Annotated in this window: 16 protein-coding genes; 6 read left to right on the top strand and 10 right to left on the bottom strand. The window is 70.8% G+C overall.

Annotated features, from left to right (window positions below; translation table 11 throughout):
* Positions 1 to 221: 221 nt before the first annotated feature.
* Positions 222 to 1,154, bottom strand: coding sequence for a heme o synthase (locus B4915_RS02850; RefSeq protein WP_105804331.1), 933 nt, complete (start codon positions 1,152 to 1,154; stop codon positions 222 to 224).
* Positions 1,155 to 1,260: 106 nt separating this feature from the next.
* On the opposite strand from B4915_RS02850, the gene tkt reads away from it, so the two are divergent.
* From tkt to B4915_RS02865, 3 genes are read left to right on the top strand one after another with little or no spacing between them, the layout of a single operon-like run.
* The gene (gene tkt / locus B4915_RS02855) at positions 1,261 to 3,357 is read left to right on the top strand and encodes a transketolase (protein ID WP_105804332.1); all 2,097 of its coding nucleotides are present in this window, start codon (positions 1,261 to 1,263) and stop codon (positions 3,355 to 3,357) included.
* 9 nt (positions 3,358 to 3,366) lie between these two features.
* A complete protein-coding gene (gene tal / locus B4915_RS02860; protein ID WP_105804333.1) occupies positions 3,367 to 4,482 on the top strand; it encodes a transaldolase in 1,116 nt (371 codons plus the stop codon).
* Positions 4,479 to 6,053 (top strand): glucose-6-phosphate isomerase, encoded by a 1,575-nt coding sequence (locus B4915_RS02865; protein WP_105804586.1) that lies wholly within the window; start codon positions 4,479 to 4,481, stop codon positions 6,051 to 6,053. Before tal ends, B4915_RS02865 begins: the two co-directional genes overlap by 4 nt.
* A 129-nt stretch (positions 6,054 to 6,182) precedes the next feature.
* On the opposite strand, the gene B4915_RS02870 is transcribed toward B4915_RS02865, so the two are convergent.
* The 9 genes from B4915_RS02870 to uvrA all read right to left on the bottom strand — a co-directional run bounded on the left by B4915_RS02870 (position 6,183) and on the right by uvrA (position 16,539).
* A complete protein-coding gene (locus B4915_RS02870; protein WP_105804334.1) occupies positions 6,183 to 6,548 on the bottom strand; it encodes an RNA polymerase-binding protein RbpA in 366 nt (121 codons plus the stop codon).
* 75 nt (positions 6,549 to 6,623) lie between these two features.
* The gene (gene secG / locus B4915_RS02875; RefSeq protein ID WP_024355871.1) at positions 6,624 to 6,872 is read right to left on the bottom strand and encodes a preprotein translocase subunit SecG; all 249 of its coding nucleotides are present in this window, start codon (positions 6,870 to 6,872) and stop codon (positions 6,624 to 6,626) included.
* Positions 6,873 to 6,998: 126 nt separating this feature from the next.
* The gene (gene tpiA, locus B4915_RS02880; RefSeq protein ID WP_105804587.1) at positions 6,999 to 7,793 is read right to left on the bottom strand and encodes a triose-phosphate isomerase; all 795 of its coding nucleotides are present in this window, start codon (positions 7,791 to 7,793) and stop codon (positions 6,999 to 7,001) included.
* Between the two features lie 59 nt (positions 7,794 to 7,852).
* Positions 7,853 to 9,055 carry a phosphoglycerate kinase gene (locus B4915_RS02885; RefSeq protein WP_105804335.1) on the bottom strand — a complete coding sequence of 401 codons (1,203 nt, stop codon included), beginning with the start codon at positions 9,053 to 9,055 and terminating at the stop codon, positions 7,853 to 7,855.
* 37 nt (positions 9,056 to 9,092) lie between these two features.
* Positions 9,093 to 9,710 carry a superoxide dismutase gene (locus B4915_RS02890; RefSeq protein WP_105804336.1) on the bottom strand — a complete coding sequence of 206 codons (618 nt, stop codon included), beginning with the start codon at positions 9,708 to 9,710 and terminating at the stop codon, positions 9,093 to 9,095.
* 69 nt (positions 9,711 to 9,779) lie between these two features.
* Complete coding sequence (whiA, locus tag B4915_RS02895; RefSeq protein WP_105804337.1) at positions 9,780 to 10,760, bottom strand: DNA-binding protein WhiA; 981 nt, start codon at positions 10,758 to 10,760, stop codon at positions 9,780 to 9,782.
* Between the two features lie 57 nt (positions 10,761 to 10,817).
* Positions 10,818 to 11,696, bottom strand: coding sequence for an RNase adapter RapZ (gene rapZ, locus B4915_RS02900; RefSeq protein WP_105804338.1), 879 nt, complete (start codon positions 11,694 to 11,696; stop codon positions 10,818 to 10,820).
* Entirely contained in the window at positions 11,693 to 13,621 is a 1,929-nt protein-coding gene (gene uvrC / locus B4915_RS02905) for an excinuclease ABC subunit UvrC (RefSeq protein WP_105804339.1), read from the bottom strand. Before uvrC ends, rapZ begins: the two co-directional genes overlap by 4 nt.
* The gene (gene uvrA / locus B4915_RS02910; protein ID WP_425436307.1) at positions 13,618 to 16,539 is read right to left on the bottom strand and encodes an excinuclease ABC subunit UvrA; all 2,922 of its coding nucleotides are present in this window, start codon (positions 16,537 to 16,539) and stop codon (positions 13,618 to 13,620) included. The genes uvrC and uvrA overlap by 4 nt, the downstream gene beginning before the upstream one ends.
* Positions 16,540 to 16,700: 161 nt before the next feature.
* Between uvrA and B4915_RS02915 the strand changes: the two genes are divergently transcribed.
* The 3 genes from B4915_RS02915 to B4915_RS02925 all read left to right on the top strand — a co-directional run bounded on the left by B4915_RS02915 (position 16,701) and on the right by B4915_RS02925 (position 18,644).
* A complete protein-coding gene (locus B4915_RS02915; RefSeq protein ID WP_105804341.1) occupies positions 16,701 to 17,336 on the top strand; it encodes a hypothetical protein in 636 nt (211 codons plus the stop codon).
* Positions 17,333 to 18,076: an RES domain-containing protein gene (locus B4915_RS02920; protein ID WP_105804342.1), complete on the top strand. Its 744-nt coding sequence runs from the start codon at positions 17,333 to 17,335 to the stop codon at positions 18,074 to 18,076. The genes B4915_RS02915 and B4915_RS02920 overlap by 4 nt, the downstream gene beginning before the upstream one ends.
* Before the next feature lie 94 nt (positions 18,077 to 18,170).
* Positions 18,171 to 18,644, top strand: a complete 474-nt coding sequence (locus tag B4915_RS02925; protein ID WP_105804343.1) for a phage tail protein — start codon at positions 18,171 to 18,173, stop codon at positions 18,642 to 18,644.
* The last annotated feature ends 50 nt before the right edge of the window (positions 18,645 to 18,694 follow it).

Below are 18,694 nucleotides of genomic sequence, written 5' to 3' on the forward strand. Positions count from 1 at the left end.
TCCCCTGCTTATCCGCTTCCCCTCCCCTTTCCCCGCTGCGTGGTTTCCCCCTCGTCGAGCGGAGAACCACGCAGCATCCGCGCACTGTCCGGGCTGCGCTTCTCTCCTCTGAACGGCGAGCTTTGGGACGGCATCACGCCGCCGCTGTCGCATCGAGGCTTGTTCCCCGCTCGGCGGGAGCGGAGTCGGAGGGGAGGAAGGGAAAGGAAAAGAGGAAGTGGCTAGAAGGGCAGCAGCGGGTCGATCGCGATGGCGAGCGAGATCACCGAGAGGTACGTGATCGAGCCGTGGAAGACCTGCATCGGCTTCCCCTCCTGGCCGCGGATCGCGCTCCCGTACAGCCGGTGCGCCTGCAGGATGAAGTACCCGCCGGAGAGCAGGGCGACCACCGTGTAGAGCCACCCGATGCCGGCCGCCGGGATGAGCAGCAGGCTCGAGACCACGGTCGCCCAGGTGTAGAGGATCACCTGCAGGCCCACGGTCGTGCGGCCCCGCACCACGCCGAGCATCGGCACCCCCGCCGCCGCATAGTCCTCGCGGTAGCGCATGGAAAGCGGCCAGTAGTGCGCCGGGGTCCACAGGAAGATGATGAGGAAGAAGATCCACGCCGGCCAGTCGAGATCGCCCGTCACCGCGGCCCAGCCGATCAACACCGGGAAGCAGCCCGCGATCCCGCCCCAGATGATGTTCTGCTCGCTGTGGCGCTTGAGCAGGAGCGTGTAGATGACGACGTAGAAGAAGATGGCGGCGGCCGAGAGCGCCGCGGCGAGCCAGTTCGTGGTGAGCAGCAGCCAGCCGACCGAGACGACGCCGAGCACCCATGCGAAGACGAGGGCGTTGCGGTCGGAGATCTCGCCGGTCACGAGCGGACGGTTCTTCGTCCGCTTCATCTTGCGGTCCATGTCGCGGTCGAGGTAGCAGTTGAAGGCTCCGGCGGACCCGGCGCTCATCGCGCCGCCCAGGAGCGTCGCGAGCACCAGCAGGGGGTTCGGCAGACCGCCCTGGGCGAGGATCATCGCCGGCACCGTGACCACGAGCAGCAGCTCCATCACCCTCGGCTTCGTGAGCGCCACATAGTTCTTCAGGGTTCGGCCGAAGCCGCGGCGCTCCGCGCTCGGCGACGCCGTGGACTGGGTGGGGATCTGCGTGGACATCACCCTCCATCCTACCCGTCAATCCCCGCCCGCGGGCCGGGCCCTGCCAGTAGGATTGAGGGGGTCGAGCGGGAGGCGCCCGCTCGCGCGCTGGGAAAGGTGACTCTTGGGAAACGAACTGCAGTGGGATGAGATCGACGATCTCGCGGTGAACACCGCGCGCGTGCTGGCCGCCGACGCGGTCGAGAAGGTCGGCAACGGGCACCCGGGCACCGCGATCAGCCTCGCCCCCGCGGCGTATCTGCTGCACCAGCGCGTGCTGCGTCACGATCCCAGCGACCCGCGATGGGTCGGCCGCGACCGCTTCATCCTGTCGGTGGGGCACTCCTCGCTCACCCAGTACGTGCAGCTCTACCTGGGCGGCTACGGTCTCGAGCTCGACGACCTCAAGGCCCTGCGCACCTGGGGCTCGAAGACCCCGGGTCACCCGGAGTACGGTCACACCGACGGCGTGGAGATCACGACCGGGCCGCTCGGCCAGGGTCTCGCCTCTGCGGTGGGCTTCGCCTTCGCCGCTCGCTACGAGCGCGGGCTGTTCGACCCGGAGGCCGCGCCCGGGACCAGCCCCTTCGACCACTTCGTGTACGTCATCGCGGGCGACGGGGATCTGCAGGAGGGCGTCACCGCCGAGGCATCCAGCCTCGCCGGCCACCAGGAACTCGGCAACCTCATCGCGATCTACGACTCGAACCAGATCTCCATCGAGGACGACACGAACATCTCCTTCTCCGAGGACGTGGCGATGCGCTACGAGTCCTACGGCTGGCAGGTGATCGAGGTCGACTGGAAGAAGACCGGCGCCTACGTCGAGGACGTCGCCGAGCTCCACCGCGCCGTTCTCGCCGCCCAGGCCGAGACCACGAAGCCGAGCCTCATCATCCTGAAGACCATCATCGGCTGGCCCTCGCCGGGCAAGCAGAACACCGGGGGCATCCACGGATCCAAGCTCGGCGCCGATGAGCTCGCCGGCCTGAAGCGCGAGCTGGGCTTCGATCCCGAGCAGCACTTCGCGGTCGCCCCCGAGGTGATCGCGCACACGCGCAAGGCCGTGGAGCGGGGCGCGCAGAAGCGCGCCGAGTGGCAGCGGTCCTTCGACGCGTGGGCCGAGGCGAACCCCGAGCGCAAGGCGCTCTTCGACCGGGTCGAGGCGGAGGAACTGCCCGAGGGCGTGCTGGAGGCGCTGCCCGTGTTCGAACCGGGCGACAGCATCGCCACCCGCGCCGCGAGCGGGAAGGTGCTCGCGGCGCTCGGCCCGATCATGCCCGAGCTGTGGGGAGGCTCGGCCGACCTCGCCGGCTCGAACAACACCACGATCCCGGGCGTCCCCTCCTTCGTGCCGGCCTCGCGCTCCACGTCCACGTGGACGGGCGAGCCCTACGGCCGGGTGCTGCACTTCGGCATCCGCGAGCACGCGATGGGGGCGATCCTCAACGGGATCCAGCTGCACGGCAAGACGCGCGCCTACGGGGGCACCTTCCTCATCTTCAGCGACTACATGCGCCCGGCGGTGCGCCTCGCCGCGCTCATGAACGTGCCCAGCGTGTTCGTCTGGACGCACGACTCCATCGCACTCGGCGAGGACGGTCCGACGCACCAGCCCATCGAGCAGCTCGCAACGCTGCGCGCGATCCCGAACCTCGCCGTCGTGCGTCCCGCGGACGCCAACGAGGTGTCGATCGCGTGGCACGAGATCCTGAGCCGCCGCGAGGGCCCCGCCGGGCTTGCGCTCACCCGCCAAAACGTGCCGGTGCTGCCGCGCGGCGGTGACTTCGCCACGGCAGAGCAGGCGGCCGAGGGCGTGCGCCGCGGCGCCTACGTCCTCGCGGACTCTCCCACCGGGAGCGTCGACGTGCTGCTCCTCGCGACCGGCTCGGAGGTCCAGCTCGCCGTGGAGGCGCGTGAGCGTCTGGCCGCAGAGGGCGTCGGCGCGCGCGTCGTCTCGGCTCCCTGCCTGGAGTGGTTCGCGGAGCAGAGTCCCGAGTACCGCGAGAGCGTGCTGCCCGCGGCCGTGTCCGCCCGCGTGAGCGTCGAAGCGGGCCTCTCGCTCGGCTGGGAGCGCTTCGTGGGAGACCGCGGCCGCTCCGTCTCGATCGAGCACTTCGGCGCCTCGGCCGACTACGAGACCCTGTTCCGCGAGTTCGGGATCACGGCCGACGCCGTGGTCGCCGCGGCCCGCGAGACCATTGCCAGCAACGAGCGCTAGGAGCACCGCGTGACCCTCTCCCCTACTGCAGCACTGAGCCGGGCCGGTGTCAGCATCTGGCTCGACGATCTCTCGCGCAAGCGCATCGAGAGCGGTGAGCTGCGCGAGCTCATCGGCAGCCACGACGTGGTCGGCGTGACCACGAACCCGACCATCTTCGCGGCGGCGATCGGCGGCGGCGTCGGCTACGGCGATCGCATCGCCTCCTGCGCCGGGCGCGGCCTGGACGCCGCGCAGACCATCATCGAGCTGACGACCGCGGACGTCGCTGACGCCTGCGACGTGTTCGCGGAGGTGTTCGAGCAGAGCGGCGGCCGTGACGGCCGTGTCTCCATCGAGGTCGAGCCGGGCCTCGCCCGCGACGCCGCGGGCACCGTCGCGCAGGCGCGCGAGCTGTGGCAGCGGGTCGGCCGGCCGAACGCCATGATCAAGATCCCCGCGACCGTCGAGGGACTGGAGGCGATCACCGAGACCATCGCGGCCGGAATCAGCGTCAACGTGACGCTGATCTTCAGCCTCGAGCGCTACCGGCAGGTCATCAACGCCTATCTCACGGGCCTGGAGCGGGCGCGCCAGGCTGGGCACGATCTCTCGGCGATCCACTCCGTCGCGTCGTTCTTCGTGTCGCGCGTGGACACCGAGATCGACGGGCGGCTCACCGCGCTCGGCACGGAGGAGGCGGCGTCGCTGAAGGGCCAGGCGGGGGTTGCCAACGCCCGCCTCGCCTACGAGGTGTTCGAGCAGTCCTTCGCCTCGGAGCGTGCGCGACTGCTGCTCGAACTCGGAGCGAATGCGCAGCGTCCGCTGTGGGCCTCGACGGGTGTGAAGGACCCCTCGCTGCCCGACACGCTGTACGTCTCCGAGCTGGTCGCCGCCGACGTGGTCAATACGATGCCCGAGGCCACGCTGCGCGCCTTCGCGGATCACGGCGAGGTGCGTGGTGACACGATCACCTCGGAGTATCTGGAGGCGAACCAGCTGCTCAACGCGATCGACGCATTGGGCGTCGACTACGTCAAGGTGACCGGGCAACTGGAGGCTGAGGGGCTGCAGAAGTTCGACGCCTCGTGGGCGGAGCTCTGCGCGACCGTGGAGCGCGAGCTGGAGCGGGCGGCGTCCGCATGAGTGTCCGGCTGAGCTTCGGATCCCGGCTCGACGACGCCGAGGGGCCGCTGCGCCGGCTCGTCGAGGACCGGGTTGCGAGCCGCGTCTTCGCGCACGATGCGACGCTGTGGGGTGCCGACGCGGAGGCGGAGGCCAGGATCCGGCTCGGCTGGACGGACGCGGCCGCTGAGGCCGCCCAGCTCGTTCGGCGGATCGAGGCGCTGCGCGAGGAGTTCGCCGCCGAGGGCGTCGACCGGATCGTGCTGTGCGGGATGGGCGGCTCGAGCCTGGCGCCCGCGGTCATCACCCGCGCCGCGGGGGCGCCGCTCACCATGATCGACTCCACCCACCCGGCCGCCGTGCGGCGCGTGCTCGACGCCCGCCTGCTGCCGCGCACCGCGGTGGTGGTGAGCTCGAAGTCGGGCAGCACCATCGAGACGCGCAGTCACCTCGCCGCCTTCGAGGCTGCGTTCCGGGACGCGGGCATCGACGCGGCGGGCCGGATCGTCATCGTCACCGATCCGGGATCGCCGCTCGATGAGGAATCGCGGGCGGCGGGCCGCCGGGTCTTCACGGCCGATCCGAACGTGGGCGGCCGGTTCTCCGCGCTCACCGCTTTCGGCCTCGTGCCGTCGGGACTCGCCGGCGTCGAGCTGGGTGCGCTACTCGGCGAGGCGCAAGGCGTGCGCGAGGCGCTCGCCGAGGACTCGCCCGAGAACCCCGGCCTCCGCCTGGCCGCGGCGATCGCGGCCGGCCTGCCCGGCCGCGCCGTGCTCGCCGTTGCGGAGGAAGACGGTGCGCGGAGCGGTCTCGGCTCGTGGATCGAGCAGCTCGTCGCGGAGTCGACCGGGAAGGACGGCCGCGGCGTGCTCCCGATCGCGCTGCCCCGTGAGGCGCCGGAGTTTGCGGCCCCCCCCGAGAACACGCTGCGCGTGCTCGTGGGGGACGGCATCGAGCGCGACGACGACGTCTCGTCCGATTCCGATCGAGGCTGGGATCTGGGGGTGGCGGGGCCGCTCGGCGCGCAGATGCTCTGCTGGGAGCTCGCCACGGCGGCGCTCGGCAGGCTGATGGGGATCGACCCCTTCAACCAGCCGGATGTGGAGTCCGCGAAGGTGGCCGCGCGGGCGGCGCTCGGCGCGGCTGAGCCGGGAGACGGCACCCCTGCCGTGCGGCCGGTGCCCGCCGAGCTCGCCGCCGAGCTGCGCGACGCGGTGCCGGCCGGCGGCTATCTCGCGATCCAGGCCTACGTCGATCCCGAGGGAGAGACCGTCCGCGCACTCCGCTCGCTGCGCGACCGTCTCGCATCGGCGCTCGGCGCGCCGGTCGCGCTCGGCTTCGGCCCCTCCTATCTGCACTCGGTGGGCCAGCTGCACAAGGGTGGTCCGGCAATCGGTGCCTTCCTGCAGGTGGTCGAGGGCGCGGATCGCGACCTTCCCATCCCGGGGAGCGACGGAGGCTTCGCCGCGCTCATCGCGGCCCAGGCCCGGGGGGATCGCCAGGTGCTCGCGGAGCGCGGACGCCCCGTGCTTCTGCTCCCCGTCGATGCCGGGGACGCCGCCCCGATTCTCGCGCTGGCGGCGGAGCTGTGAGCGGCGGCCGCCGCTGAGCCGGTGGCAGCTGCGGTGACAGGGTGCCGCCGGGCGCGCACCCCAGCTTCGCGCGAAACGACTGAGGCTCCCCGCGGCAACGGCGGGGAGCCTCAGTCGTGCGCCGCCCGATCAGGCCGAGGCGCGGGCGGTGCCGCGGCGCTGGCGCAGCTTCTGCAGCGCAGCCTCCAGCAGCTCCTCCGCCTCCTCGGGCGTGCGACGCTCCTTCACATAGGCGAGGTGCGTCTTGTAGGGCTCGTTCTTCGGAAGCAGCGGCGGGTTCTCTCGATCCCTGCCGGCGGGGAGCCCGGTCGTCGGTGAGTCGATCTGCTCGGGGATCTCCTCGGGCGCGACATCGGCCGCGAAGGAGCGGACCGTCTCGTTGCCGAGGGCATCCCAGTAGGAGACCTGAATGCGTTCCGCGCGTGCTCCGTGATCCTTCTCCCCCATGGGTCCGGATCCGACGCGCGCGCCGCGAATGGCGTTACTGCCGGCCATGTAGTCCTTTCTGACGAGGCTGCATCGTCTCCGGGCCCTCTCCCGGAGACGCGAGGTGGTGACGTGCGGTGCGGCTCAGACGACCGAGAAGCGGGCCAGCAAGCCCAGCCCGACGATCGAGGCGACCCAGACGAGCGAGACGACGACGGTGATCCGGTTGAGGTTGCGCTCCGCAACGCCGGAGGAGCCGAGGCTCGAGGTCACGCCACCGCCGAACATGTCGGACAGGCCACCGCCGCGACCCTTGTGCAGCAGGATGAAGAGGGTGAGCAGCAGGCTCGTGATCACGAGGATGACGATCAGTGCGATCTTGAGGATGAGCACGCGGATCACCTTTCGAGGGTCGAGGGCGTGTGGGCCAGCGTCCAGTATAGCCGGAGCGGCTGCGGCGTCCCGGCGGCGCCCCGGTTTCGGGCGGAACACGGGACCCGGGGTGCTCCGGGCGCGGGGCTATCCGGCGGTGACGTGCTTCTTGAACTGCACGATCCGGGAGAACTCCTCCGCCTTGAGGCTCGCGCCGCCGACGAGTGCGCCGTCGACGTTGGGCTGCCGGAGGAAGCCGGCCACGTTCTGGCTGGCGACGGAGCCGCCGTAGAGGATGCGTGTCGCCGCCGCACGCTCGTCGTCCCGCAGATCACGCAGCGCTTCCCGGAGAGCGCGGGCCACCTCTTCCGCCTGCTCGGGGGTGGCCGCCTGGCCGCTGCCGATCGCCCACACGGGTTCGTAGGCGACGACGAATTCGGCGTCGGCGGGAAGCTCGGCGAGCGCGGCGGTGAGCTGGGCGAGCGGGATCGCTGCGGCGCCGTGCTGCTCCAGGTCTTCGGCGGTCTCGCCGACGCAGATCATGGGCACCATGCCCGCGCGGTGCGCGGCGAGGGCCTTCTTGCCGACGAGCTCGTCGCTCTCGCCGTGACCGTGCCGCCGCTCGGAGTGGCCCACCAGCACGTAGCGCACCTCGAGCTTCGCAAGCATCGAGGCCGAGACGTCACCCGTGTAGGCGCCGGCCTCGTGCGGCGAGACGTCCTGCGCGCCGAGCACCAGCGAGAGCTTGTCTGCCGCGAGCAGGGTCTGCACCGAGCGGAGGTCGGTGAAGGGCGGGAAGACCGCGACCTCGGCCTCGCCGAAGTCGTGCTTCGCATCCTTCAGGCTCCAGGCGAGCTTCTGGACGAGCGCGATCGCCTGGAGATGATCGAGGTTCATCTTCCAGTTGCCCGCGATCAGCGCGGTCCGATCCACGAGCGGCAGCGGCTCGCGCCGCTCGGCGGCTGCGCTCCCCTGCGCGGTCTGCTGAGCTGTCTGTTCGTTCACGCGAGCACCTCCAGGCCCGGGAGCGGCTTGCCTTCCAGATACTCGAGGCTGGCTCCCCCGCCCGTCGAGATGTGGCCGAACTGCTGGTCGTCGAAGCCGAGGGCGCGCACCGCCGCAGCCGAGTCGCCGCCGCCCACGACCGTGAAGCCGGTAGTCTCCGTGAGCGCCTGCGCGACGGTCCGGGTGCCGTTCGCGAAGGCCTCCATCTCGAACACGCCCATCGGGCCGTTCCAGAACACCGTCGCCGAGTCGCGGATGACCTCGGCGAAGCGGTCCGCCGCTGCGGGGCCGATGTCGAGGCCGATGGCGGCCTCACCGAAACGGGAAGCGCCGATGGCATCCGCCGCGACGACCTCGTGCTCGGCATCCGCCGCGAACGCCGCGGCGACCACCACGTCCTCGGGGAGCACGATCCGCACTCCGCGCCGCTCCGCTTCGGCCAGGTAGCCGCGCACCGTGTCGAGCTGATCCTGCTCGAGCAGGCTCGACGCGACGTCGTGTCCCTGCGCGGCGAGGAAGGTGAACAGCATCCCGCCGCCGATGAGCAGCGTGTCGACGCGTTCGAGGAGATGCGAGATCACCCCGAGCTTGTCGGAGACCTTCGAGCCCCCGAGCACCACCGTGTAGGGCCGCGCGGGATCGTCGGTGAGGCGACGCAGGACGTCGAGCTCCGCCGCCACCAGGCGCCCGGCTGCGCTCGGGAGCAGCTGCGCCAGCTCGTACACGCTCGCCTGGCGGCGGTGCACCACGCCGAAACCGTCGGAGACGAAGGCGTCGCCGAAGGCGGCGAGCTCCGCGGCGAAGGCACGCCGCTCCGATTCGTCCTTGCTGGTCTCCCCCGGATTGAAGCGCAGGTTCTCGAGCAGCAGCACGTCACCGTCGCCGAGACCGCGGACAGCCTCCGCGGCCTCGGCACCGACGGTCTGGCCCACGAAGCCAACGGGAGCCCCCAACAGTTCCGACATGCGCTCCGCGACCGGGCGCAGCGAGAACCGCGCCTCGGGTGCTCCCTTCGGGCGTCCGAGGTGGCTGATCAGCACGAGCCGCGCACCCGACTCGCGGAGCTCGCGAATCGTGGTGAGCGAGGCACGGATCCTGCCGTCATCGGTGATGACGCCGTCGGAGAGCGGGACGTTGAGATCGCAGCGGACGATCACCGTGCGCGAACGCAGCGGTCCCAGGGAGTCGATGGTGCGCATGGGGGCTGGGGGCTCCTCGGAGGCTCGGGGCGGACGGTCAGATCAGGCCGGCGGTCTGCGTGCGAGCACGCTCGAAGCGCTGCGCGACGTCCTGCCAGTTGGCGATGTTCCAGAACGCCTTCACGTAGTCGGCGCGCACGTTGAGGTAGTCGAGGTAGTAGGCGTGCTCCCAGACGTCGAGCATGAGCAGCGGCACGGTGCCGGCGGGAAGGTTGCCCTGCTGATCGAAGAGCTGCACGACGTTGGCGCGCTGCCCGAGCGCGTCCCACGCGAGCACCGCCCAGCCGGAACCCTGCACGCCCAGCGCGGTCGCCGTGAAGTGCGCCTGGAACTGCTCGAAGGAGCCGAAGAACTCGTCGATCGCCGCAGCGAACTCGCCCTCGGGCCGCTCCCCGCCCTCGGGCGAGAGGTTGTTCCAGAAGATCGTGTGGTTGACGTGACCGCCCAGGTTGAAGGCGAGATCCTTCTCGAGCTTGTTCACCGCGGCCAGGTTGTCGTTGGCGCGGGCCTCCGCCAGCTGCTCCAGCGCGGTGTTCGCGCCGGTGACGTAGGCCTGGTGGTGCTTGTCGTGGTGCAACTGCATGATCTTCCCGCTGATGTGCGGCTCGAGAGCGGCGTAATCGTAGGGAAGATCGGGAAGTGAGTAGGCAGCCATGCGGTGCTCCAATCTCTGGGTGGACAGTTGTCGTTCCAGTCTAGTGTTCCGGCTCTGTCACGCGACCCCCTACAGCGTGTCGAGCTCCTCGGGCAGGCTGGCCTCCGTGCCGGGGATGCCGCGCGACTCGGCCTCCTTGTCCGCCATCGCGAGGAGGCGCCGGATCCTGCCAGCGATGGCGTCCTTCGTGAGCGGCGGATCGGCGCGCGCGCCGAGATCGTCGAGGCTCGCCTCGCGGTGCGTGAGACGCAGCTCACCGGCGTAGCGCAGGTGCTGGGGCACGCCCTCCCCCAGGATCTCCAGGGCACGCTCGACGCGCGCGCAGGCGGCGACCGACGCCTGCGCGGAACGCCGGAGGTTCGCGTCGTCGAAGTTGACCAGGCGGTTGGCGGTGGCGCGGGTCTCGCGCGCGCGCCGCAGCTCGTCCCAGCTCGCGCGGGCCTGCGCGGCGCCCATCGCGCCGAGCATCTCGCCGATCGCCTCGCCGTCGCGGATCACCACCTTGTTCTGGCCGCGGATCTCGCGGCTCTTCGTGTCGATCCCGAGGCGTCCGGCCGCCCCCACGAGAGCCATCGCCACCTCGCTCGTCGGGCACACGATCTCGAGCCCGGCGGAACGGCCGGGGGTGGTGATCCCGCCGCGTGCGAGGAAGGCCCCGCGCCAGACGGCGGCGAGCTCGGCCTGCGCGCCCGTCGTCAGCCGGTTCGGCAGGCCGCGGATCGGGCGCCGGCGCTGGTCGAGCAGCCCGAGCTGGCGCGCGAGCGTTTCGCCGTCGAGCACGCGCACCAGGAACTGCGGCGCCCCCGGCCGGGTGCTCGACGGGGGCAGCTGCTTCGCCTCGGAGCGGACCCCGTAGAGCTCGGCGAGATCCTTGCGCACCCGCTGCACGATCTGCGGGGTGTGCAGCTCCGCTTCCAGCGCGATGCGCCCCGAGATGGTGTGCAGCCCCCCGGCGAGGCGCAGGACCGTCGCCACCTCCGCGGTCCGTTCGCTGGTGCGCTGCACCGGGAAACGAACGAGCTCACTCTTCACCTCGGGGGTCGACAGCACGAATGGGTCCTTTCGGAGTCTGGCGCGGGGGCGCGAAAATCGATCTGACGGCGCGCGTCACTCGCGACCGAGGTCGCGGTGGCGCAGCGTCACGCTGACGCCGGGAAGACCGGCGAGACGGTCGGCGAGCTCACGGGCGGTCGCGACCGAGCGGTGTTTGCCGCCGGTGCATCCTACCGCGAGCGAGGCGTGCCGTTTGTTCTCGCGCTGGAAGCCGGCGAGCACGGGAGTGAGCGCGGCGACGTAGTGCTCCAGGAACTCGGCGGCGCCGTCGCGGCCGAGCACGTACTCCTTCACCTCGGGGTCCACCCCCGTCAGCGGCCGGAGCTCGGGGATCCAGAAGGGGTTCGGCAGGAAGCGCATGTCCACCATCAGGTCGACGTCCGTCGGTGCGCCGTACTTGAAGCCGAAGCTCACCACGGAGAGCTGCAGTCCGGGCGTGTTGTCGTCCGAGAACAGCTCCCGTGTCGCGGTCGACAGATCGTGCACGTTGTAGCGGGAGGTGTCGATGACGACGTCGCTGGAGGCCCGCAGCTCCTGCAGCCGCTCACGCTCCAGGCGGATGCCCTCGAGCAGGCTTCCCGCCTCGGCCTGCAGCGGATGGGGGCGGCGGACCGACTCGTAGCGCCGGACGAGGATCTCGTCCGTGGCGTCGAGGAAGACGATGCGCACGGTCGCGGTCTCGCGCAGCTGGGAGACCGTGTCCTGGATCTCCCCGAAGAGGTCGCGGCCGCGCACGTCCACGACCGCGACGATGCGCGGCAGCGCACCGCCCGAGCGGTCGGCCATGTCGGCGAGCGTCTTCAGCATCGAGAGCGGAAGGTTGTCGACGACGTACCAGCCGAGGTCCTCGAGGGTGTTCGCGACCGTGCTGCGACCCGCCCCGGACATCCCGGTGACGATGAGGATCTCCTGCTGCGTCCGCTGCTCGTTCATTCGAGTTCCTCCCCGTCCGAGCCCGTGCTTCCCGACGTCTCAAGCTTAGCCGCTGGGCCGGCTTCGGAGCTGAGGTGGGCGAGCACCTGCTCGGCCAGTTTCGGGCCGAGGCCGGGGGCGGCCGCGAGCTCGGCAGGGGTGGCGGAGCGCAGTCGCGCCACGGAACCGAAGTGCTTGAGCAGCGCCTGCACGCGCTTCGGGCCGAGCCCCGGGATCTCCGAGAGCCGGCTCGCGATGGAGGTGCTGCGGCGCTGCCGCTGGAAGGTGATCGCGAAGCGGTGGGCCTCGTCGCGGATCCGCTGCACGAGGAAGAGCGCCTCGCTGGTCCGGGGCAGGATCACCGGGAACGGGTCTCCCGGCAGCCAGATCTCCTCGAGCCGCTTCGCGATCCCGCAGAGGGCGACGTCCGTGATGCCCGCCTCGGCGAGCGCGCGGGCGGCGGCCTTGACCTGGGGCTCGCCGCCGTCGACGATGAGCAGCTGCGGCCGGTCGCGGTAGATCCCGCTCGGAGCCTCGCCGCTCTCGCGCAGCTGCCGCAACTGCGCGGCGCGGCGCGAGACGACCTGGTGGATCGAGTCGGTGTCGTCGCGGGTCTGCTCGATCCGGTACTTGCGGTAGGCGCCCTTCGCGGGCAGTCCGTCCTCGAAGACGACGAGCGAGGCCACCACGCCCGTGCCCTGCAGATGCGAGACATCGATGCACTCGATGCGGAGCGGAGCCTCGTCCATCCCGAGAGCGCGCTGCAGCTCCGCGAGGGCGTCCGTCCGGGCGGTGAGGTCGGCGGCGCGCTTGAGCTTGTGGCGGATCAGGTGCTCCCCCGCGTTCAGCACGGCGCGCTCCATGAGCTGCGCCTTGTCGCCGCGCTCGGGCACGTGCAGGCGCACGCGTCCCTGCCGCGGGCGCCTGGCGCTCAGGGCCTCTTCCAGTTCGGGGGTGTTGTCGGGGAGCTGCGGGACGAGGATCTGCGGCGGGGGCTCGCGGTCCCCCTCGTAGGCTGACTGGATCACCTGCTCCAGCAGGGTCCCGGGCGAGTCGTCGAGCTCGACGTCGACGATCCAGCTGCGCTCACCGCGGATCCTGCCGCCCCGGATGATGAACTGATGGGCGGCGGCGGCGAGCTCATCGGCGCGCAGGCCGAAGACGTCGAGGTTCACGTCGAGGCCGAGCACCACGGCGTTCTTCTCCATCACGTGCTCGACGGCCTGCGCCTGATCGCGCAATCGCGCGGCATCCTCGTAGCGCTGCTCGGCCGCGGCCTCGCGCATGGCGCGCTGCAGCCGCTTCAGGTGCGAGCGATCACCGCCCGCGAGGAACGACACCAGCTCGTCGACGCGTGCGCGGTGCTGCTCGATGCTCAGCTTCTGGGAGCACGGGCCGCTGCACCGGCCGATCTGCCCGGCGAGGCAGGGCCTGCCGCTCTGCATGGCGCGCTTGTAGTCGGCGTCGTTGCAGGTGCGGATCGGGAAGGCCTGCTGCAGCAGCGCCGTCGTCTCCCGGAGCGCCCACACCTTCGGGTAGGGGCCGAAGTAGCGGGCGCCGCGGATCCGCTCGTTCCGCGTGATGATGAGGCGAGGCGCCTCCTCGCGCAGAGTGACGGCGAGGTAGGGATAGCTCTTGTCGTCCTTGAACTGGACGTTGAAGGGGGGTTTGAACTCGGTGATCCAGGTGTGCTCCAGCACCAGCGACTCGGTGTCCGTCGCGACGACCGTCCAGTCGAGCTTCGCGGCCAGCATGAGCATGGTGCGCGTGCGCGGCATCAGTGAGTGCTCGGGCTGGAAGTAGTTCGCGAGGCGGGCGCGGAGGTTCTTCGCCTTGCCGATGTAGAGGACCCTGCCGTGGCGATCGCTGAAGCGGTAGACCCCGGGGCTCGTCGGGATCTCGCCCTGTGCGGGACGGAACGCCAGCCGGGGGTCGTCTGGGCTCAAGCCGACTCCCGCTGCTCTCGGCCGCGCTCGGCCGCGCGGGCCGACTTGGCCGCCCAGCCCTGGAGCACCTCCGCGAGGAAGCGGCCCGTGTGGCTCTCTGGGTGCTTGGCGAGCTGCTCGGGCGTGCCCTCCGCGAGGATCGTGCCGCCGCCCGAACCGCCCTCGGGTCCGAGGTCGATGACCCAGTCGGCGCTGCGGATCACATCGAGGTTGTGCTCGATCGTGATCACGGTGTTGCCCTTGTCGACGAGGCCGTTCAGCACGAGGAGCAGCTTGCGCACGTCCTCGAAGTGGAGGCCGGTGGTCGGCTCGTCGAGCACGTAGATGCTGCGGCCGTTGGAGCGCTTCTGCAGTTCGGTCGCGAGTTTCACGCGCTGCGCCTCGCCGCCCGAGAGCGTCGTGGCGCTCTGCCCCAGCCGCACGTAGCCGAGGCCCACGTCGACGAGCGTCTTCATGTAGCGGTGGATCGAGGAGATCGGACGGAAGAACTCCTCGGCCTCCGCGATGGGCATCTCGAGCACCTCTGAGATGTTCTTGCCCTTGTAGCGCACCTGGAGGGTCTCGCGGTTGTATCGCGAACCGCCGCAGACCTCGCAGGCGACATAGACATCGGGCAGGAAGTTCATCTCGATCTTCAGCGTCCCGTCGCCCGAGCAGGCCTCGCAGCGCCCGCCCTTCACGTTGAAGCTGAAACGTCCGGGCAGGTAGCCTCGGGTCTTCGCCTCGGGCGTCTCGGCGAACAGGGAGCGGATCTTGTCGAACACCCCGGTGTAGGTCGCCGGGTTCGAGCGCGGGGTGCGTCCGATCGGTGCCTGGTCGACATGCACGACCTTGTCGAGGTGTTCGAGGCCCGTGACGCGGGTGTGCTTGCCGGGCACGAGACGCGCGCCGTTGAGCTGGTTGGCGAGCACGCGGTACAGGATGTCATTGACGAGCGTGGACTTGCCGGAGCCGGAGACGCCGGTGACCGCGGTCATCACGCCCAGGGGGAAGACCGCGTCGACGTTCTTGAGGTTGTTGGATCGGGCTCCGACGACCTTCAGCTCGCGCTTCCGGTCGCGCTTGCGGCGCTTCGCGGGCGTCTCGATGCTGCGGCGTCCCGCGAGGTAGTCCCCGGTGATCGAGCGCTCGTTCTCCAGGAGCTCGGAGTAGTGCCCCGAGTGGACGACCGTGCCGCCCTCGACGCCCGCTCCCGGGCCGATGTCGACGATCCAGTCGGCGGCCTCGATCGTCTCCTCGTCGTGCTCGACGACGATGAGGGTGTTGCCGAGATCCCGCAGCTTGAGCAGGGTCTCGATGAGGCGCCGGTTGTCGCGCTGATGCAGTCCGATGCTCGGCTCGTCGAGCACGTAGAGCACGCCCGTCAGGCCGGAGCCGATCTGGGTGGCGAGGCGGATGCGCTGGGCCTCGCCGCCGCTGAGCGTGCCCGCGGCGCGCGCCAGGGTGAGGTAGCCGAGGCCCACCTCGATGAGGAAGTCGAAGCGGAGGCGGATCTCGCGCAGCACCTGTGCGGCGATGCGCGCCTCGCGCTCCGTGAGCCGGACCTCGTCGAAGAAGCGCTGCGCATCGGTGAGGCTGAACTCGGTGACGGAGGCGATCGACTCGCCGTTGACGGTGACTGCGAGCACCTCCGGCTTCAGACGCTGGCCGTGGCAGGCGTGGCAGGGCACCTCACGCAGGAACTCCTGCCAGCGGTCGCGCTTCGCGTCGCTCTCGGCCTCCGCGTATTGCCGCTCGATGAAGGGGATGACGCCCTCGAAGCCGCTGGAGTACTTGACCTCCCGACCGAAGCGGTTCTTCCACCGCACATTGACCTTGAAGTCGTTGCCGTAGAGCACGGCCTGGCGCACCTCGTCGCTGAGCTGCTCCCAGGGGGTGTCGAGCGAGAAGTCGAGGTCGCGGGCGAGACCGTTCAGCAGCTTCTCGTAGTACTGGTAGAGGCTCTTGCCCTGGCTGGTCCAGGGCACGATGACCCCTTCCGCGAGGGAGAGCTCGGGGTCTCCGAGCACGAGATCCTCGTCGACCGACATGCTGGTGCCGAGGCCGGAGCAGACGGGGCACGCGCCGAAGGGGGCGTTGAAGGAGAAGGTGCGCGGTTCGATCTCGGTGAGCTGCACGGGGTGCTGGTTGGGGCAGCTCAGCCGCTCCGAGAACACGCGGGTGCGATCCTCCGCATCGGCCGCGCGGTCGACGAAATCGATGCCGACGGTGCCGTTCGCGAGCCGGAGCGCGGTCTCGAGGGAGTCGGTGAGGCGACCGAGCACCTCCGGGCCGGCGACGAGCCGGTCGACGACGACGGAGATGTCGTGCTTCACCTGCTTCTTGAGCTTCGGGGGATCCGAGAGCTGGATCAGCTCCCCGTCGACGAGGGCGCGCGAGTAGCCGCTCGCGGCGAGGTCCTGGAAGAGGTCGACGAACTCCCCCTTCTTCTTGCTGACGACGGGGGCGAGCACCTGGTATCGGGTGCGGTCGGGTAGCTCCATGAGGCGGTCCGCGATCTGCTGCACCGTCTGGGACTCGATCCGCTCGCCGCAGACCGCGCAGTGGGGCACGCCGACGCGCGCCCACAGCAAGCGCATGTAGTCGTAGATCTCGGTGATGGTGCCCACGGTGCTTCGCGGGTTGCGGTTCGTCGATTTCTGATCGATGGAGACCGCGGGGCTGAGGCCCTCGATGAAGTCGACGTCGGGCCGGTCCACCTGCCCGAGGAATTGCCGCGCATAGGCGCTGAGGCTCTCGACGTAGCGGCGCTGCCCCTCCGCGAAGATCGTGTCGAAGGCGAGGCTGGACTTTCCGCTGCCGGAGAGCCCGGTGAAGACCACCATCGAGTCGCGCGGGATCTTCAGGTCGACGTCCCGGAGGTTGTGCACCCGGGCGCCCTGCACGCTGATCTGCGCGTGGGTGGCGGAGGAGCGAATGGGGGTGGGCGTCTGTGCAGCGGGTGCGGAAGTCACTCCCCCATCCTACGAGACCGAAGCCTCTGCTTCGAACATAGATACGAATATTTCGCGAGGGGCGGACTTCCCGCAGCGGGGTGCTTGCGGGTATTATTGAGGTAAGCAAGCGATAGGAGAACGAGATGTCGATCGCGGAGATCTCGGGAGGGCGACTGCGCGCGCAGCGCAGCCCCGGCGGCGGGGCACGGGAACGCCTGCTCGCGCTCGTCACGCAGATCGAGAGCGACGAGCTCCCGATCGCCGAGGAGATGCTCGAGGGGATCGTCGCGCACCAGCGCAGCGGCACCCGCGGGCTCACCGCCGGCGAGATCGCGGCCCTGGCGCGCCTGGGCGTCGACGAGGCGGCGCTCACCGCGCCCTCGGCCCTGCCTGCCGCCACGCGGGGGCTCCAGTGGGAGCGGCAGCTCGAACGGCACGCCTGGTCCGTCAGCGAGACGGCAGAGGCGCTGGGCGTCACGCCGGCGCGGGTGCGTCAGCGCTGCGCGGCGGGCACGCTCCTCGCCCAGCGGCGGAGCGACGGTTGGCACCTCCCCCGCTTCCAGTTCCCGGAGGGGCGCGAGCTGCCGGGATGGTCAGCCGTCGCCGCCGCCGTTCCGCCCGGCGCTCCGCTGCTGCTCGTCGAGCGGGTGCTCAGCTCGCCGTCGCCGCGGATGCGCGTCGAGGGCGAGGAGCTCGCTCCGCTCGAGTGGCTCGCCCAGGGCGGCGATCCCGCCGTGGCCGCGGCGGCCGTCGACGACGCGCTCAATCGCCTGCCGTGAGCGAGTGGCTGCCGGCACCCGATCCCGCCCGCTTCCCGGCGCTCGACCGTGACCCCAGCTGGGTGTCCGAGACTCCGCCGGGCACCGCCCTCGCGCGGATCTTCCGGGCCGCGGGACCCTACCCCGCTCGCTGGTTCGACTTCCGCGATTTCGGGCCCCTCGACGGGCGCTTCGATCCGCAAGCCGAGCCCGTGGGCGAGCACCCGGGCGAGGGAGTGCTGTACGCGGTGCTCGCGGAGGGCGGAGGCGCGGATGCGGGCGCAGCGGGTTCCGGGCCTCAGCCGGGCGGCGCCGGCCGGCCTTCGCACCCGGGCGGACTCGGCGCAGCGCTCGATTCGCCGTTCGCCACGTGCCTGCTCGAGGTCTTCCAGCAGCATCGGATCATCCGACGCCGGGCAGGCACGCCCACCCTCGCGGTGTTCGAGCCGCTTCGCCGCCTCCGCCTCCTCGAGCTGAGCGACAGCGACTGGGTCGCCGTCGCCGGCGGGAACGCCGCGATCGCCTCCGGGGAGCGCTCGCGCTCGCGGGAGTGGGCGCGAGCGATCCGGCGCGCCTATCCCGAGCTGGACGGAGTGCGCGCGGCCTCCTCGCTCGTGCCGTCCGCGCGCGTCGTCGCGCTCTGGGAGCCCGCGCGCGAGGCGCTCCCCGCGCACCCGCTCGCCGTGATCCCCCTCGACCGCCCAGAGCTCAGCGGGGTCATCGACCGGATCGCGGATCGCTACGGCTACGTGCTGCTCTGAGCGCGGCCAGCCCCCATCGACTGCCCGCGCGCCTGCGTATCCCGATGCAGGACGGGGCTCGCCTCTTCGCGCCGGATCGGGCTAGCATCAGTCCATGCACACGGTTTCGTTTCGGGATGTGTCCACCGCGGGGCTCGAGGAGTCGCCGGCCGCGGACGCCCTCGCGGGTCTGCGCGCCAACGAGGCGCGTTACTTCCACACGAAGTTCGGCGTTGACTATGCCGTCTGCACGCCCGATGAGCGTCCGGAGATCGTGGAGTGGGTGCTTCGCGTCCTGCGCGAGGAGCGCGGGATCGAGCCGGCGTCGCGGGTGCTGGAGGTCTTCGCATACGACAGTGACGAGCTGTTCTGGCCCGCGCTGTACTTCGCGGACGGGCTCGCCGTGAACGTGCTGTGGGAGAAGGCGCCCGGCGGCAAGCGGGCGGTCGGCTTCAAGCTCTCGTCCGGCATGGAGCCCCCCGCCGAGCTCGCCGCCTTCAAGTGGGCACGGCAGCGCTCGAAGCTCGCGGGCGAGATCCGCGGCAGCTACTTCGTGGTCAAGGGCGATCACCCCCTGCCGCTCCGCTGAGGGAGTCGGGACCGCGCCCCGCGGCCGCGCCGGATCGCGTGTCCGAACCG

The sequence above is a fragment of the Leucobacter massiliensis genome, assembly GCF_002982315.1.
GTDB classification, from domain to species: domain Bacteria; phylum Actinomycetota; class Actinomycetes; order Actinomycetales; family Microbacteriaceae; genus Leucobacter; species Leucobacter massiliensis.